The sequence below is a fragment of the Pseudidiomarina andamanensis genome, from assembly GCF_009734345.1.
Lineage (GTDB): Bacteria > Pseudomonadota > Gammaproteobacteria > Enterobacterales > Alteromonadaceae > Pseudidiomarina > Pseudidiomarina andamanensis.
In genome coordinates this window covers 1,285,008-1,301,322 of the sequence record NZ_CP032551.1, presented here as the reverse complement: position 1 = coordinate 1,301,322, position 16,315 = coordinate 1,285,008, and the positions used below count along the sequence as shown (strand labels likewise).

The 16,315-nt window shown below is 48.1% G+C and carries 10 protein-coding genes; 7 read left to right on the top strand and 3 right to left on the bottom strand.

The genetic code is table 11. The annotated features are described in order from the left end of the window. Positions 1-23: 23 nt before the first annotated feature. Entirely contained in the window at positions 24-950 is a 927-nt protein-coding gene (locus D3795_RS06215) for an AEC family transporter (RefSeq protein WP_156267143.1), read from the top strand. Here the strand turns inward: D3795_RS06215 and xseA are convergent. Beyond that, positions 928-2,253 (bottom strand): exodeoxyribonuclease VII large subunit, encoded by a 1,326-nt coding sequence (gene xseA / locus D3795_RS06210; RefSeq protein ID WP_156267141.1) that lies wholly within the window; start codon positions 2,251-2,253, stop codon positions 928-930. The two genes, D3795_RS06215 and xseA, sit on opposite strands and share 23 nt — an antisense overlap. A gap of 98 nt (positions 2,254-2,351) precedes the next feature. On the opposite strand from xseA, the gene guaB reads away from it, so the two are divergent. Genes guaB through purL form a run of 5 tightly spaced genes read left to right on the top strand, consistent with a single transcriptional unit; the run spans position 2,352 to position 10,856 of the window. Continuing rightward, complete coding sequence (gene guaB, locus D3795_RS06205) at positions 2,352-3,821, top strand: IMP dehydrogenase (RefSeq protein WP_156267139.1); 1,470 nt, start codon at positions 2,352-2,354, stop codon at positions 3,819-3,821. Positions 3,822-3,827: 6 nt separating this feature from the next. Then, positions 3,828-5,402, top strand: a complete 1,575-nt coding sequence (gene guaA, locus D3795_RS06200) for a glutamine-hydrolyzing GMP synthase (RefSeq protein WP_156267137.1) — start codon at positions 3,828-3,830, stop codon at positions 5,400-5,402. A gap of 30 nt (positions 5,403-5,432) precedes the next feature. Continuing rightward, positions 5,433-6,809, top strand: a complete 1,377-nt coding sequence (mltF, locus tag D3795_RS06195) for a membrane-bound lytic murein transglycosylase MltF (RefSeq protein ID WP_156268996.1) — start codon at positions 5,433-5,435, stop codon at positions 6,807-6,809. Continuing rightward, complete coding sequence (locus tag D3795_RS11515; protein ID WP_281277729.1) at positions 6,809-6,931, top strand: hypothetical protein; 123 nt, start codon at positions 6,809-6,811, stop codon at positions 6,929-6,931. The genes mltF and D3795_RS11515 overlap by 1 nt, the downstream gene beginning before the upstream one ends. Positions 6,932-6,959: 28 nt before the next feature. After that, entirely contained in the window at positions 6,960-10,856 is a 3,897-nt protein-coding gene (purL, locus tag D3795_RS06190; RefSeq protein ID WP_156267135.1) for a phosphoribosylformylglycinamidine synthase, read from the top strand. Between the two features lie 56 nt (positions 10,857-10,912). Here the strand turns inward: purL and tadA are convergent, their stop codons facing one another. Continuing rightward, positions 10,913-11,362, bottom strand: a complete 450-nt coding sequence (gene tadA, locus D3795_RS06185) for a tRNA adenosine(34) deaminase TadA (RefSeq protein ID WP_216648941.1) — start codon at positions 11,360-11,362, stop codon at positions 10,913-10,915. 83 nt (positions 11,363-11,445) lie between these two features. Next, positions 11,446-14,610, bottom strand: a complete 3,165-nt coding sequence (locus D3795_RS06180) for a TonB-dependent receptor (protein WP_156267131.1) — start codon at positions 14,608-14,610, stop codon at positions 11,446-11,448. A gap of 496 nt (positions 14,611-15,106) precedes the next feature. Between D3795_RS06180 and D3795_RS06175 the strand changes: the two genes are divergently transcribed. Further along, on the top strand, positions 15,107-16,243 hold the full coding sequence (locus D3795_RS06175) for an endonuclease/exonuclease/phosphatase family protein (RefSeq protein WP_310942452.1): 1,137 nt from the start codon (positions 15,107-15,109) through the stop codon (positions 16,241-16,243). Positions 16,244-16,315 lie beyond the last annotated feature (72 nt).

Genomic DNA, 16,315 nt, shown 5'->3' with positions numbered 1-16,315 from the left:
GCAACTTGGAATGCACCGTTACGATGGCCAACTTCATCTTTATTGCCGGTTACGTTGTTATTGGCTTATTGCTACAACGTAGCCGACAATTCCCGCAAAATACCGGACAAATTCTTAACGCTTATGTGATTTATGTCGCGTTACCAGCGGTTGTCCTACAGAAAATACCCAGTCTTACTTTCGGTAAAGAACTCTTATATCCGGCCTTGATGCCATGGTTGCTACTGGCAGTGACGGTGCCCGTATTGCTGGGCTTGAGTAAGTGGCTTAATTGGTCGCGAATGACCACCGGCGCCATGCTGATCGTCGTGCCACTCGGCAACACATCGTTTGTCGGATTTCCGATGGTTGAAGCGTTCTTTGGGCCCGAAGGCATTCCCTACGCGCTATTGTATGACCAACTTGGTTCGTTCTTTATTCTGTCTATTTATGCGACGATTATCGCCGCCATTTATAGTCATGAACCCGGCACTGAAGCCAAGCGGCCGAGTGCTGGCGCAATAGCCCTTCGTATAGCGAAATTTCCACCTTTTGTGGCGCTAGTCATTGCACTCCTGATGCGCGGTATTGAATACCCTGAGGTGATGAGTCAGTTTATTGATTCACTGGCAATTACCTTAGTGCCAGTGATCATGGTTGCCGTTGGCTTTCAGTTGAAATTCAGGTTGCCGCAGGAAGACCGTGGACCGCTGTATTGGGCGCTCGGTTTGAAGCTCATCGCAACGCCAGTAATTGCCTTCGCCGTGCTTTATGGTTTTGGACTTGAGCAATTGGCAGTACAAGTGACAATTATGGAAGCCGCCATGCCAGCCATGATTTCTGCTGGCGCATTGGCAATTATGGCAGGGTTAGCGCCGACTTTGTCGGCAGCCATTGTTGGTTATGGTGTGCTGCTATGTTTTATCACGTTACCGTTATGGTACGCCTTTATTCAGTTTTTGTTGCCGTAAACTCACCCTCGGCAACCTTCACTTGAAACGCTTCGCCCTGAGTTAACTGCTTGGGGCTGCGAACTAAACTGCCATCATTTTTGCGCACCACAGCATAACCACGCTCAATGGTTTGCAGCGGGCTAACCATGTGCAACCCTTGTGTGAGTGACTGAAAACGCTGTTGCTGCTGCTTCAACAATTGTTGCATGGCAAGGCTCAGGCGCTGTTGTAATTGTTGTTGCTGTTGTTTCAGTGGCGCAATTCGACGCTCTGGATGAACGTTAGTTAGGCGTGAATGTAATCGAATTTGGTTACTTTTGGTTTGTTGTAAGTAGCGCTGCATGGCATTTTGTGTGCGCATTGCCAATTCATCAAGGCGCTGGCCATTCTGTTGTAGCTGTCGTTGCGGGTGTTGTTGCTGCAAACGTTGAGACAGATGCGCATGGTATTGGTGCTGCTGGCGATAATGACGTGTCCATGCCTGTTCAACTCGATGGCTCAAGTGTTGAATGCGAGCGAGCGTTTCGCGTTGATCGCGACTGACTAATTCGGCAGCCGCTGAAGGGGTTGGTGCGCGAACATCCGCAACAAAGTCACAAATAGTGAAGTCAACTTCATGACCAACGGCTGAAATGGTCGGCAGCGGACAACTATGCAATGCATACGCGAGTTGTTCATCGTTAAAGCACCATAAGTCTTCTAACGAGCCGCCACCGCGAGCCACAATTAATACATCCACTTCATTGCGCATCACCGCGCGTTGCAGCATGTTGAGCAGTTCACCGATAGCGGCCTGACCTTGCACGGAGCTCGGATAAATAATGACTTCTATACTTGGGTCGCGGCGTTTGAGTACCGCGAGTATATCGCGCACAGCTGCACCAGTCGGCGAGGTGATAACGCCAACTTTTTTAATCGTTTCTGGTAATGGTTGTTTATGTTCCGGTGCGAAAAGTCCTTCAGCTTGCAGTTTCGCTTTAAGTTGCTCGTATTTCTGTTGCAACAAGCCCGCACCGGCATCTTCCATGTGCTCAATAATTAATTGATAGTCACCGCGTGGCTCGTAAACCGTAAGCTTGGCGCGAACCAACACCTGCATGCCATGTTGAGGCCGAATTTTGACGCGCTGATTCGCATTTCTGAACATGGCGGCTTTTATCTGCGCCCGTTCATCTTTTAGGGTAAAATACCAATGTCCAGAGCCTGGCGCCGCAAAGTTCGAAATTTCGCCAACTAGCCAAATAGAACCGAAGCCTTGCTCAAGCACCTGTCTTACCTCGGTATTGAGACCAAAGACGGTAAATATGTGCGGTTGTTGCATGATAAAACCTCGGTAAGAATTGAAAAAATCAGTTTACTGAAAAGCCGTTTGCGAGTAAAATCTGCCCGCAACATTAAGTCAGCCAGTGAGATGTTGCCATGCTACGAATTGCTCAAGAAGCCCTTACCTTTGACGACGTTTTGCTCGTCCCTGGACATTCAACCGTTTTACCCCATACAGCGGACTTGCGTACGCGTCTAACGCGTTCAATTGAACTCAATATTCCAATGGTTTCCGCCGCAATGGATACCGTCACCGAAGCTGCGCTCGCAATTGCATTAGCGCAAGAAGGTGGTCTCGGTTTTATTCACAAGAATATGACCATTGCTGAGCAAGCCGCACACGTTCGTAAAGTGAAGAAATACGAAAGTGGCATGGTTTCTGACCCAATTACTGTTAGCCCAGACACCACGCTTGGCGAAATTCGTGCATTAGCCGTTGAACATGGCTTCCACGGTTTCCCTGTGGTTGAAAAGTCTGGCGAGCTGGTCGGCATTATCACCGGCCGCGATACCCGCGCTGAGCGCGATGATAATCGACTGGTTAGCTCGATTATGACGCAAAAAGACAAGCTTGTAACCGTGAAAGCTAACGCGCAGAGCGAAGAAATTCTGAACCTCATGCATCAACACCGTATTGAAAAAATTCTGGTGGTTGACGATGCGTTTCATTTACGCGGCATGATTACCCTGAAAGATTTCACCAAAGCTGAAAATAAACCAAACGCCTGTAAAGACGAGCTTGGCCGTTTGCGCGTGGGCGCAGCCGTCGGCGTTGGTCCAGGTACAGAAGAACGCGTTGAAGCGTTGGTTGAAGCGGGTGTTGATGTGTTATTGATCGATACGTCGCATGGTCATTCGCAAGGCGTTATCGACCGTGTTACTTGGGCTCGCAAAACCTATCCTGATTTACAAATCATCGCAGGTAACGTGGCGACCGGTGCTGGTGCAAAAGCGCTTGCTGATGCTGGCGTTGACGCAGTGAAAGTGGGAATTGGCCCTGGTTCAATTTGTACTACACGTATTGTCACGGGTTGTGGCGTACCACAAATTACGGCAATTTCTGACGCCGTTGATGCGCTTAAAGGTACCAACATTCCAGTGATTGCTGACGGCGGTATCCGTTTCTCAGGTGATATCGCGAAAGCTATCGCAGCTGGCGCTGACTGCGTGATGGTCGGCAGCATGTTAGCCGGTACCGAAGAGTCGCCAGGTGAAGTTGAGCTGTATCAAGGTCGTTACTACAAATCATATCGCGGCATGGGCAGTATCGGTGCAATGAACCAACGTCATGGTTCGTCAGATCGTTACTTCCAAGCGACCAACGAAGCTGAAAAGCTTGTTCCTGAAGGTATTGAAGGGCGTGTTGCTTACAAAGGTCCAATTGCCACCATTATTCACCAGCAAATGGGTGGCTTACGTTCAGCAATGGGCTTAACCGGCTGTGCCAATATGAAAGAAATGCGCACCAAGCCGCAGTTTGTCAAAGTAACTGCTGCAGGAATGGGTGAGTCTCATGTACACGACGTGCAAATCACCAAAGAAGCACCAAACTATCGGATGGGTTAAGCTAACATGCAAGATATTCATGCACATCGTATATTGATTTTAGATTTTGGCTCGCAATACACGCAGTTAATTGCTCGTCGTATTCGTGAACTGGGTGTTTACTGTGAACTGTGGGCATGGGATGTCAGTGAAGAAGACATCCGTGGCTTTAAACCGAACGGTATTATTTTGTCAGGTGGCCCTGAATCCGTTACTGAAGCAAACTCACCACGTGCGCCTGAGTACGTGTTTGAAGCTGGCGTACCCGTGTTTGGTATTTGCTATGGCATGCAAACTATGGCTGAGCAGCTAGGCGGTAAAGTTCAAGGTTCACTCGAGCGTGAATTTGGCTATGCCCAGGTTGAACGCATCGCCCCATGTCCGCTGTTCCACCACATTGAAGATAGCGTGCACGACAATGGTAATCCGTTGTTAGATGTGTGGATGAGCCACGGTGATAAAGTGATTGAAGTGCCAGAAGGCTTTGATATCGTCGCACAAACACCAACCTGTCCTATCGCTGCTATGGCAGACGATAAGCGCGATTTCTATGGCGTACAATTTCACCCAGAAGTAACCCATACCCGCCAGGGTATGCGTATGCTCGAACACTTTGTGGTTGAAATTTGTGAGTGTGAAACGAATTGGACCCCAGCACATATTATTGATGACGCGGTAGCGCGCATCCGTGAGCAAGTTGGCAACCAAAAAGTTGTTCTTGGGCTTTCTGGTGGCGTCGATAGTTCAGTGACCGCGATGTTGTTGCATCGTGCCATTGGTGATCAGCTCACCTGCGTATTTGTAGATAATGGCTTATTACGTTGGCAAGAAGCTGAGCAAGTGATGGAAATGTTCGGCGACCATTACGGTTTGAACATTGTTCATGTAGACGCAGAAAATCGTTTTCTTGATGCCCTTGCTGGCGAAAAAGACCCAGAAGCGAAACGCAAGATTATAGGTCGCGTGTTTATCGAAATTTTTGATGAGCAAGCGAGCCGCATTAAAGACGTTTCATTCTTAGCTCAAGGCACGATTTATCCAGATGTAATTGAATCGGCTGGTTCGAAAACAGGTAAAGCGCATGTCATTAAGTCGCACCACAACGTGGGTGGCTTGCCAGAAGATATGAAGCTTAGCTTGGTTGAGCCATTGCGAGAGTTATTCAAAGATGAAGTACGCAAAATTGGTTTAGAGCTTGGCTTGCCATATGACATGTTGTATCGCCACCCATTCCCAGGCCCAGGCCTCGGTGTGCGAGTGCTTGCCGAAGTGAAGAAAGAATACTGTGACTTATTGCGCCGCGCTGATCACATCTTTATCAGTGAACTCCGTAACGCAGGTATTTATCACGATGTTAGCCAAGCGTTTGCGGTGTTCTTGCCAGTGCGCTCAGTGGGCGTCATGGGTGATGCGCGGAAATACGACTGGGTCATTGCGCTTCGCGCCGTTGAAACTATCGATTTTATGACCGCGCGCTGGGCTCATTTGCCTTATGAATTGCTCGAAAAAGTGTCAAACCGTATTATTAACGAAATCGACGGTATTTCACGGGTGGTTTACGACATTTCGGGTAAACCGCCGGCTACGATTGAATGGGAATAATACGTGCTTAAGTGGCTTTTTAGCTGGCTCATGATAGGTTTGTTGCTCGGGTGTGCGCCCGAACCGCAGCCGAGCCAGCTTGACGCCATCAAAGAGCGCGGCGTGTTGCGTGTAGGAACATTGCTGGGGCCCACTAGCTATTATCTCGATGCCGAAGGCGAAGCGGGTATCGAGTATGTTCTGGCGAAACAATTTGCTGAAGAAATTGGCGTTGACGTTGAGATGGTGTCTCGCTACAACGTCAAAAACCTCTTAAACCTGCTAGAGTCGGGCGATGTCGATGTATTAGCTGCTGGTTTAAATCGTACCAATCAGCGCGAACAGCGCTTTCGGTTTGGTCCACCATATTTCGAAGTATCCCAACGAATCGTTTTTAAACAGGGAGCCCGAGAGCGACCGAGAAGTCTTGACGAGCTTGAGGCTGAACTCGTTGTCGTTGAAGGCTCAAGTCACCATGATTGGCTGCAGCAAATAGAAGACGATTATCCCGAGCTTAAGTGGCGAGCCACCGACGACCATGACGCCAGCGAATTACTGCGCCAAGTGGTCGAAGGCGAAATAGCCTACACTATTGCAGACAGCAATACTTTGGATCTGCAACGGCGCTACTACCCCGATTTAAGTGTTGCCTTTACCGTTCGCGATGATGTTGATATTGCTTGGCTATTAAATAAGCAAGTGGACGCATCGCTTTATTCGGAAGTCATTGCATTTTTCGGTAACCTCCGCCATTCAGGGCAACTTTCTCAACTTCTTGATCAACATTTCGGGCATGTCGCTAGCTTCAATTATGTTGATACCAGTTTATTTATTGATGCCGTGCAAACCGTGTTGCCAAAGTACCGCGATGTATTTGAAAAGCATGCGGGAGCATTGGATTGGCGCTTACTGGCGGCAATTAGTTATCAAGAGAGCTTGTGGAATCCACGGGCGATTTCGCCAACCGGTGTGCGTGGCATGATGATGCTAACGTTGCCAACCGCCAAAGCGATGGGCGTAACCAGTCGCTTGAATCCTGAGCAAAGTATTCAGGGTGGCGCGCGATATTTTGAGCGAATGCTGCAGCGTATTCCGGCGCGAATTTTAGAGCCAGACCGCATTTGGTTCGCGTTAGCAGCATATAACATTGGCTACGGCCACTTGGAAGATGCGCGCATTCTGACCCAGCAACAGGGGGGTGATCCCGATCGCTGGATTGATGTGCGAAAACGTCTACCTTTATTAAGACAAAAGCAGTTTTATCGACAAACTCGTTTTGGGTTTGCACGTGGTGATGAACCGGTGCGATACGTAGGGAACATACGTCGCTATTACGACACCTTGGTATGGCTAGATAATCGAGGAAGGATTCCAGCCAAACCTATGGAAATCTCGGTTCCTGAGGGAAGCGGAGATGGAGTCAACTAATGCGTAACAAGAATCGTCGATTAGTATCGCCAGAGCGTCGCCGCGCCTGGTTACGTAAACAACGCCACTTGCAAACCGAGCGTCGGCAAAAGTGGTTTCGTCTAACTGAGAAACAAGAATAATTTCCCCATAATTTTTGGAGACATGTCTGTGGAAATAGTACGCGGTGCCCCCGCTTTGTCTGAATTTCGAACTGAGAAATTATTGCAGCGCCTGCAAAATGCTGACCTACCGGTATCAGAAGTCTATGCCGAATTTATGCATTTCGTTGATGTAGAACAGACGCTCGACGATGAGGCGACGACAGTTCTCACTAAATTATTGACCTATGGACCAGCATTAGCTGCGCACATTCCAGAAGGGCAGCTCTTGGTTGTGGTACCGCGTCAAGGCACTATTTCGCCGTGGTCATCCAAAGCAACAGACATTGCGCACAATTGTGGATTAACGCAAATTCACCGCATTGAGCGCGGCATTGCCTATTATTTGTCGGGTGATTTAACCGAGGCGCAATTGCAGCAAGCCGCTGCCTTAATTCATGATCGCATGACTGAAATGGTGCTGCGTGATCTTGATGATGCGACGGTATTGTTCCACGAAGCGGAACCAGCAGAAGTGACAAGCATTGATATTTTGCAGGGCGGTCGCGAGGCATTGCAACGCGCAAATATCGACATGGGATTAGCGCTTGCGGATGACGAAATTGATTATCTGTTTGAAAACTTCAGTGCACTGAAGCGTAATCCAAATGACATTGAACTGTACATGTTTGCGCAAGCCAACTCAGAACACTGTCGCCATAAAATCTTTAACGCAGACTGGACCATTGATGGTCAGGAACAACTGAAATCGTTGTTTAAGATGATCAAAAACACCTTTGAGGTCACGCCAGAAAATGTTCTTTCTGCTTACAAAGATAACGCGGCGGTAATGGTAGGGTCTGAGGCAGGGCGTTTCTATCCATATCCAGCAGGAACCAGTGCTGCAGGCGAATATAGTTATTTCCACGAGCCAGTTCATATCTTGATGAAGGTTGAAACCCACAACCATCCAACGGCTATTTCACCGTATCCAGGGGCCGCAACAGGTTCAGGTGGCGAGATTCGTGACGAAGGCGCCACAGGTCGTGGTTCGAAGCCAAAAGCCGGCTTGGTTGGTTTTAGCGTTTCAAACTTACGAATTCCGGGCTTTGAGCAGCCTTGGGAAGAAGATTTCGGTAAGCCAGACCGCATTGTGACGGCGCTCGATATTATGCTTGAAGGCCCTCTGGGTGGCGCGGCGTTTAATAACGAGTTCGGTCGTCCGGCACTTACCGGTTACTTCCGTACCTACGAAGAGAAAGTGAACAGCCATAATGGCGAAGAAATTCGCGGTTATCACAAACCAATCATGATTGCTGGCGGAATGGGTAACATTCGCGAGCAGCACGTTGAGAAAGGCGAGATTCCAGTTGGCGCGAAACTCGTTGTGCTCGGTGGCCCAGCCATGAACATTGGCTTGGGTGGCGGTGCGGCATCCTCAATGACCTCGGGTACTTCGAGTGAAGATCTTGATTTTGCTTCGGTACAACGTGACAACCCAGAAATGGAACGTCGCTGCCAAGAAGTGATTGATCGTTGCTGGCAACTTGGTGACAAGAATCCAATTGCGTTTATTCACGATGTGGGCGCAGGCGGTTTGTCGAACGCAATGCCGGAACTCGTGAGTGACGGCGGTCGCGGCGGTAACTTCGAGCTTCGTAAAGTGCCAAATGATGAGCCGGGCATGTCGCCGTTAGAAATTTGGTGTAACGAATCGCAAGAACGTTATGTGATGGCAATCGCGCCTGATCGCATGGACGTGTTTGAAGAGATATGTAAGCGTGAGCGCGCGCCGTTTGCTGTGATTGGTGAAGCGACAGAAGCTGAGCATTTAACGCTAACCGATGAGCACTTTGGTAATAAACCCATTGATTTACCGCTGAATGTTTTACTTGGTAAACCACCGAAAATGCACCGCGATGTTGCTTCAAAGCAAGCGCAAGGCGAGAGTATTGCGCGTGAAGGCATCAAGCTGAATGAAGCTGCGAAACGCTTATTACGTTTACCTGCAATTGCTGAAAAAACCTTCTTGATTACTATTGGTGACCGTACGGTAACTGGCTTAGTTGCCCGTGATCAAATGGTTGGCCCGTGGCAAATTCCGGTTGCCGATGTTGCGGTAACTGCGGCGAGTTACGACACCTATGCGGGTGAAGCGATGGCGATGGGTGAACGTACCCCATTGGCATTGTTGAACTATGCCGCGTCTGCACGCATGGCAGTGGGTGAGTCGCTCACCAATATTGCTGCAGCAGATATTGGTGATTTGAAATTCGTCAAATTGTCAGCAAACTGGATGGCCGCAGCTGGTCACCCGGGCGAAGATGCGGGTCTATATGAAGCCGTGAAAGCCGTTGGTGAAGAGCTGTGTCCGGCGCTCGGTATTACGATTCCAGTGGGTAAAGACTCCATGTCGATGAAAACCCAATGGCAAGACCACGACGGCTCGAAAGCAGTTACTGCGCCATTGAGCCTAGTGATCACCGCGTTCGGTCGAGTTCGCGATGTGCGTCGTACCCTGACGCCACAACTACGCATGGATAAAGGCGATAGCAAGCTCGTGTTAATTGACTTGGGTCGCGGCAAAAATCGCCTTGGTGGTTCTGCGCTAGCACAAGTTTATCGGCAGCTTGGTGATGTCACACCTGACGTTGATAGCGCCGAAACATTAAAAGGTTTCTTCGATGCAACGCAGCAACTGGTTCACGACAAGAAGTTGATGGCGTATCACGATCGCTCTGATGGCGGCTTGTTTACAACGGTTGCTGAAATGGCTTTTGCTGGCCATTGTGGTGTTGAAGTTGCGCTTGATAACTTAGGCGACGACGACTTAGCGGCACTATTTAGCGAAGAGCTCGGTGCAGTGGTACAAGTGAGTGTCGAAGATCTTGAGCAGGTGATGGCCGTGTACGCGGAACATGGTTTGGAAGACTGTGTACATGTTATCGGTCGTCCGGTGCGCGAAGATGTCGTGCGCTTTAACCGTAACGGCGAAGAGGTGCTAGCCCATCTGCGTAGCCACTATCGTGCGATCTGGGCCGAAACAACGCATCAAATGCAGCGTTTGCGTGATAACCCAGCATGCGCTGACGAAGAATTTGACGCGAAACAAAACTTAAATGACCCAGGCTTATTCGCTGACTTAAGCTTTGATGTGAGCGAAGATGTTGCTGCGCCATATATCAACACGGGGCGTGACCCAATGGTTGCGATTTTGCGCGAGCAGGGTGTGAACTCGCATGTGGAAATGGCAGCAGCGTTTGATCGCGCCGGCTTCGCAGCCATTGACGTGCACATGAGTGATATTCTCAGTGGTCGTGTTAGCCTCGAGAAATTCAACGGCCTTGTGGCTTGCGGTGGTTTCTCTTACGGTGACGTTTTAGGCGCTGGTGAAGGTTGGGCGAAGTCAATCTTGTTCAACAGCCGTGCGCGTGATGAGTTTGCGGCATTCTTTGAGCGCAACAAAACATTTGCACTCGGTGTGTGTAACGGCTGTCAAATGCTATCAAACCTGAAAGAACTGATTCCTGGTGCAGAAGCATGGCCACACTTTGTTACCAACCGTTCGGAGCGTTTTGAAGCACGCTTCAGTTTGGTTGAGGTACAAAAGAACAACTCGTTGTTCTTTGAAGGCATGGCTGGCTCGCGTATGCCAATCGCGGTGTCACATGGTGAAGGCCGTGCCGAGTTCAAAGGCAATGACTTAGCTACCGTGAACGCCGAAGGCTTGGTAACCATGCGTTACATCAACAATAAAGGTGATGTTGCAGCAACCTATCCGGCGAACCCGAACGGCTCACCTGAAGGCATCACGGGACTAACCACGAAAGATGGTCGTGTATCGATTATGATGCCGCACCCTGAGCGTGTATTCCGTACCGTTGCCAACAGCTGGCACCCGGATGAGTGGGGCGAAGACAGCCCATGGATGCGTATGTTCCGCAACGCACGCGTTTACTTAGGTTAGGTAGACATAAATGAAAAGCCCGGCTTCATGCCGGGCTTTCCTTTTGAATTCACAATTTATCGGCGTTTTCGAAAAAACTGCCGCAAAATATCCCCGCATTCGTCAGCCAATACACCACTAATCACTTCAATTTTGTGATTCATACTTGGGTGATTGATGACCTCGATAGCGGTTCCAGCAGCGCCGGTACGTGGGTCACTTGCACCAAAGACTAACGTTTTCACCCGTGCATGGGTCATTAGCCCCGCGCACATTGCGCATGGTTCTAAAGTGACATAAAGCGTGGTATCGACTAAGCGATAATTGCCTAAGTGCTTGCCTGCAGCGCGAATAGCCTGCGCTTCGGCATGAGCCGATGGATCATTGAGCGTAATCACCTGATTAAAGCCCTCACCAATAATCTCATCATTTAACACCAACACAGCGCCAACGGGCACTTCATCGTATTGCTCAGCGGCAATTGCGGCAAGCTCGAGAGCTCGCTGCATGTAAAACTCGTGATTCATAAGCTTCTTTAACTGAATGAACGTGTGCGCATCATAAAAAAAAGCCCCCGCAGATGCGAGGGCTTTGTTCATACTTATCCAAATTAGAACTTGTAGTTAATGCCTAAACGCATTTCCCAAAGTGATGGACCAGTTTCACGTTGTTGTGGGTTAGGCTGGTTAAAGCGCTCGTATACCACGTTGTATTCGTCATCAAGAGATGCTTCTACAATCTGTTCGATTTGTGGGAAGCCTGCTTGATATAACACACCCCAGTCGCTGTTCAACAAGTTACCGATGTTCTCGATTACGAAGAACATGTTAGCTTTGTGACCATCAGCAAACCCTGGAAGTTCTTGAGTTACTTTCAAGTCAAACTTGTTCCACCAGCTGCTGTAGAAGCTGTTACGTGGAGCAATGCCACCAGCGTACTTATCTAAGCCGCTTTCTTGAACATATGCGAAGAATGCATCTGTATCGAAGTCTGGGCCAAAGATAACTTTGCTGTCGTCAGCACCAGTAGGTACGTACAACAATTGACGGTTAGCAGTGTCACCGAACAAGTCACGACCGTCTAAACCGAAGCTATATGGACGACCTTTGTTCGCTTGACCGAACAAGCTGAAGCGAGTTTCTAAACCGTCGAAGAACTCAACACCATAGTTAACACGTAAAGTGAAACGATGTGGAATTTCGTAGTTCGCTGGAGCAGAAACATAGTAGTTCATGTCAGAAGTAGCGGTTTGCGAGAAGTTCGAACCAGCTACTGAAGAGCTCATTGCTTGGCTCTCTTCTGAATCGGTGTAAGCGTAAGCTACCGACCAATCAAGACCGAAGTCATAAGCATGGCTCAATGCAAGTGACAAGTTCAACTGGCTACCAGCATCATCTGCGTTAGTTAACTGATAATCGCCTTCACGACCGTTTGGGTTTGAATAAACCGGACGACCGTCAGATGCTACGCCAACTTGTTCGAATGCCAAATCAATGATTGCAGCTGAATCTTTACGCTTGGTGTAAAGAATGTCACCCATCAATACCATTTGGTTTTCGAAGGTATAAGTTGCGCCCAATGCATATTTCCATTCGCTTGGAATTTGGAAATTCGGGTCAAACGAGTTTACTGGGCTGTTGCCGCTAGCATTCGCAACCGCATCGTACATTGATTGTGGTACGTCGTAGAATGGACGACCTTCACCTGATAAGTCGACAGCGTTCAAATCAACGCCACGTTCTTGTAATTGGATTTGCGTGATACCATCATTTTGATAGTTGTTCGCAATCCAAACGTTCGGGTTACCACCAGAGTAAAGACCGAAACCACCACGTACTTCTAACTCAAGAGATGGCTTCCAGTTGAAACCGACACGTGGTTGTAATAAACCTTCGCCATCGAAGTTGGTTGCGTTGCTGTAACCATATAAATCGATGAAGTTTTGGTTTTCACGTGGCAAGTCATCGCTGGTATACCAGTCGTAACGAAGACCGTAAGTCAACGTCAAGTCTTGCTCGTACATGTAGTATTCGTCTTGTACATACAGGGTATTGATTTCGTACTGGAACGCACCCGCTGCATCTTCAGGGTTGTTGGTGCCAGCAGCGCTACCGTAGTAGACTCGGTCAACAATACCTTGACGGAACAAATCGATTGCTGCGTTTGGATCATTGCTATCACGTGGAATATAGATACGGTATTCACCACCACGTGAGTGCTGTACGAATAAGTTGTAAACGTCTAACTCTTCACGCTCGAAACCAGCGGTAATAACGTGGTCGCCCATGAAGTAGTTACCAGCTAGTTTGAGGTAGCGCGTATCGTAGTAAAGCTTGTTCGCTTGACGCGAGTCATCAGCACCTAAGAATACAGTTGCGCTGTCTTCGATACCGTCGTTGTCGTGGTCAAAACGAGTTTCGATTTGAACTTCACCGAAATCTTTAGGACCCAAAGTTACCTGACGGTTATCAACTTTCTGGTAGCCAGCACGAATTTCAGTTGAGAAGTTGTCGGTCCAGTTTGAGTAGAATTCAGCAACATAAGCGTTTAACTCAGTACCACGGTCATAGTAGTGGTTAGAGAATTCGTATGCCCATGAATCTGATTGACGAATGTTACCACCGTCGTTCCAGTTATAAGTGAACGCAGCACGGTGAGCATCGTTGATTTGCCAGTCTAATTTCAGCAACAATTTCTCGTCTTCTACTGGTGCTGAAGCGATTGGATCGCCTACTTCGTAGCCATATACTTCACGTGCGATTTGCGCGATTTCTTGAATTTGTGCGGTAGACACACCATAGATTGGGTTACCAGCAGTTGGGTCATCACCAGCGCCGTTATCAAACTTCACTGCGCCTTCATATTTTTCGTAGGCAGCGAAGAAGAACAACTGATCTTCTAAGATTGGGCCACCAACGCTGAAGCCGTAACGTTTTTCGCTGAATTGACCTTGATCAAGTTCAGTATCTTCAATTTTGTCACCACGCATATCTTGGTTGGTGTAATCAAAGAACACGCTACCTTTAACTTCGTTTTGACCTGATTTAGTTACCGCGTTGATGTTACATGCGGTGAAGCCACCGTATTTCACATCAAAAGGTGCTAATTCAACAGCAACCTGCTCAATTGCATCATACGCAAATGGCATACGCTCTGTTGGGTAACCATTTGAGTTCAAACCGAAGTTGTCGTTCATGCGAACACCGTCAACAGTCAAGCTGTTGAAACGTGGGTTTGCACCACCACACTGAATACCATCACCATAAGTTTCATCGATGTAGATACGTGGGTCAATACGCACGATGTCTTTGATGTCACGGTTGATAGCAGGCGCTTCTTCAAGGTCACGCAAGCTGAAGTTACTTGCAGGACCAGTGCCGCCGTAGTTATTGTTCAACATTGAAGTACCAGTTACAGCGATACGCTCAACATTGCTTTCAACCATCAGGTTAACGTTCGCCGTTTCACCCAAGGTTAAGTAAACTTCTTGTTCTTTGGTCGCGCCAGTTGCTGGGTCAGTTACCGTGATAACGTATGGACCGCCAACAGCCAAACCACGAGCAGAGAAAGTACCTGTCTCGTTAGTTGTCAAAGTACGCGATGCGCCAGTACGCGTATCGGTAATTACTACTTCAGCATTAGCAAGGGTATTGCCAGTATTTGAAGTAATAACACCACGCAATGCAGAGGCAGTGTCTTGTGCAAACGCAGAGGCTGAAAAGCCCATTGCGATAGCAACAGCTGCTGCGATACGTGTTTGTTTGCAGTTAAACATGTTGATGTTTCCCTTGGGTTGTGGTTTTACAGTAAGAAAAAAACTCTGGATTGGTTGGATTGAACATGGCGTTCAAAGCCGAATTAGAATTACTTTTATTGAAGATTACAGAGAAGAAAAAAGTATAGAATGCAGAACAACAAGATAACGAAAAACAAACAAACCAACGAATGGGATTGCCCCAATATCGTTGCATGCGATACGTTGAATTTCGCCAACCGTGACTCATTTTTTCGTCCTATAACCTAGACAATGACGAGATCAGGTAAAAACTGCAATATAATGACCTGAATCCACCGATGTGGATTTATAGCATCGTACTGTGTCAAAAATATGACAGTATTTTACGCAATTTTTTTTACAATTGCATCGTATAAATTGAACCTTTATGCTTTTTATCTGTCGTAGCATGCCCGCAAAAGGATAGCTCTTTCCGATGAAAATCCGTACAGCCCTTATATTGTCTTTATCTGCGCTTTATTTAGCAGGATGCGATATGCCCCCAGAAAAAATTTCAGAACCAGTTTCACTGCGCGTTGCTACCTTCAACGTGAGCATGGATGCCAGTAATTATTTAACGAACGAACAAGTTCAAACGCAGGGCGCAACAGCGCTTACCGATGCGTTAGCGCAGCAACACCCGCAAATTAAAGCCATCGCGGAAATTATTCAGCACACGCGCCCAGACGTGTTGGTGTTAAACGAATTTGACTATGTTGATGTGAACCAAGGTATTAATGTTTTTCGAAGCGATTACCTCCAACAAAGTCAGAGCGGTGAATCGCCAATCGATTATCCCTACGTGTATCTCGCACCGGTTAACACCGGCATGCCGAGCCCTTATGACTTAAGCGGTGATGGCGTGGCCAGTGGCACCGGTAATGATGCATGGGGCTTTGGCTGGTATCCAGGGCAATACGGTATGGTGGTTTTATCCAAATACCCAATCAAAACCGACCATGTCCGCACGTTCCAGTTATTCAAATGGAAAGACATGCCGGGCGCGTTGGCGCCAATCAACCCTAATACTTCCGAGCCGTTTTACAGCGCCGAAGCCTGGCAAGCGTTTCGTCTTAGCTCCAAGTCGCACTGGGATGTGCCAATTAACGTGAACGGGCATGAATTGCACTTACTCGTAAGTCATCCAACGCCACCAGTTTTTGACGGAAAAGAAGACCGTAATGGTCGCCGTAATTTCGATGAAATTCGGTTTTGGGCCGACTATATACAGCCACATCTGAGTGATTATATTTACGATGACAATGGCGTAACAGGCGGACTAGGTGCTGAAAAAGCATTCGTGATTGCTGGTGACTTGAATGCATCGGTTGAAAGCGAAGACAATGTCCCCGGTGCCATCGACCAGTTACTAGAACATTCGTTAGTGAATGCCGACAAAACACCAACAAGTGTTGGCGGTGCGCAACATACACCCGACAACCCGCAAGCATCCACACACACTGCAGGCTGGCGTAAGCGTGCCGATTACGTGTTGCCATCGATGTATGGTATCGAGTTAATTCAGTCAGGTGTGTTTTGGCCAACGGCAAATGAACCGAAAGCAGAATTGGTGCAAACACGAGGCGCGTCGTCTGATCATCGATTGGTGTGGATCGACATTCAATTAAAATAAATGTCACAAATTTGCTGACTTTCATAAAAGTGTCATAAAGTATCTAGATAATCGGCCGTGCAAAAAACAAAT

Bases quoted from the DNA above. Each gene is read 5' to 3' on its own strand.
- D3795_RS06215 (WP_156267143.1), top strand. From the start codon at position 24: ATGGCCAACTTCATCTTTATTGCCGGTTACGTTGTTATTGGCTTATTG.
- xseA (WP_156267141.1), bottom strand. From the start codon at position 2,253: ATGCAACAACCGCACATATTTACCGTCTTTGGTCTCAATACCGAGGTA.
- guaB (WP_156267139.1), top strand. From the start codon at position 2,352: ATGCTACGAATTGCTCAAGAAGCCCTTACCTTTGACGACGTTTTGCTC.
- guaA (WP_156267137.1), top strand. From the start codon at position 3,828: ATGCAAGATATTCATGCACATCGTATATTGATTTTAGATTTTGGCTCG.
- mltF (WP_156268996.1), top strand. From the start codon at position 5,433: ATGATAGGTTTGTTGCTCGGGTGTGCGCCCGAACCGCAGCCGAGCCAG.
- D3795_RS11515 (WP_281277729.1), top strand. From the start codon at position 6,809: ATGCGTAACAAGAATCGTCGATTAGTATCGCCAGAGCGTCGCCGCGCC.
- tadA (WP_216648941.1), bottom strand. From the start codon at position 11,362: ATGAATCACGAGTTTTACATGCAGCGAGCTCTCGAGCTTGCCGCAATT.
- D3795_RS06180 (WP_156267131.1), bottom strand. From the start codon at position 14,610: ATGTTTAACTGCAAACAAACACGTATCGCAGCAGCTGTTGCTATCGCA.
- D3795_RS06175 (WP_310942452.1), top strand. From the start codon at position 15,107: ATGCCCCCAGAAAAAATTTCAGAACCAGTTTCACTGCGCGTTGCTACC.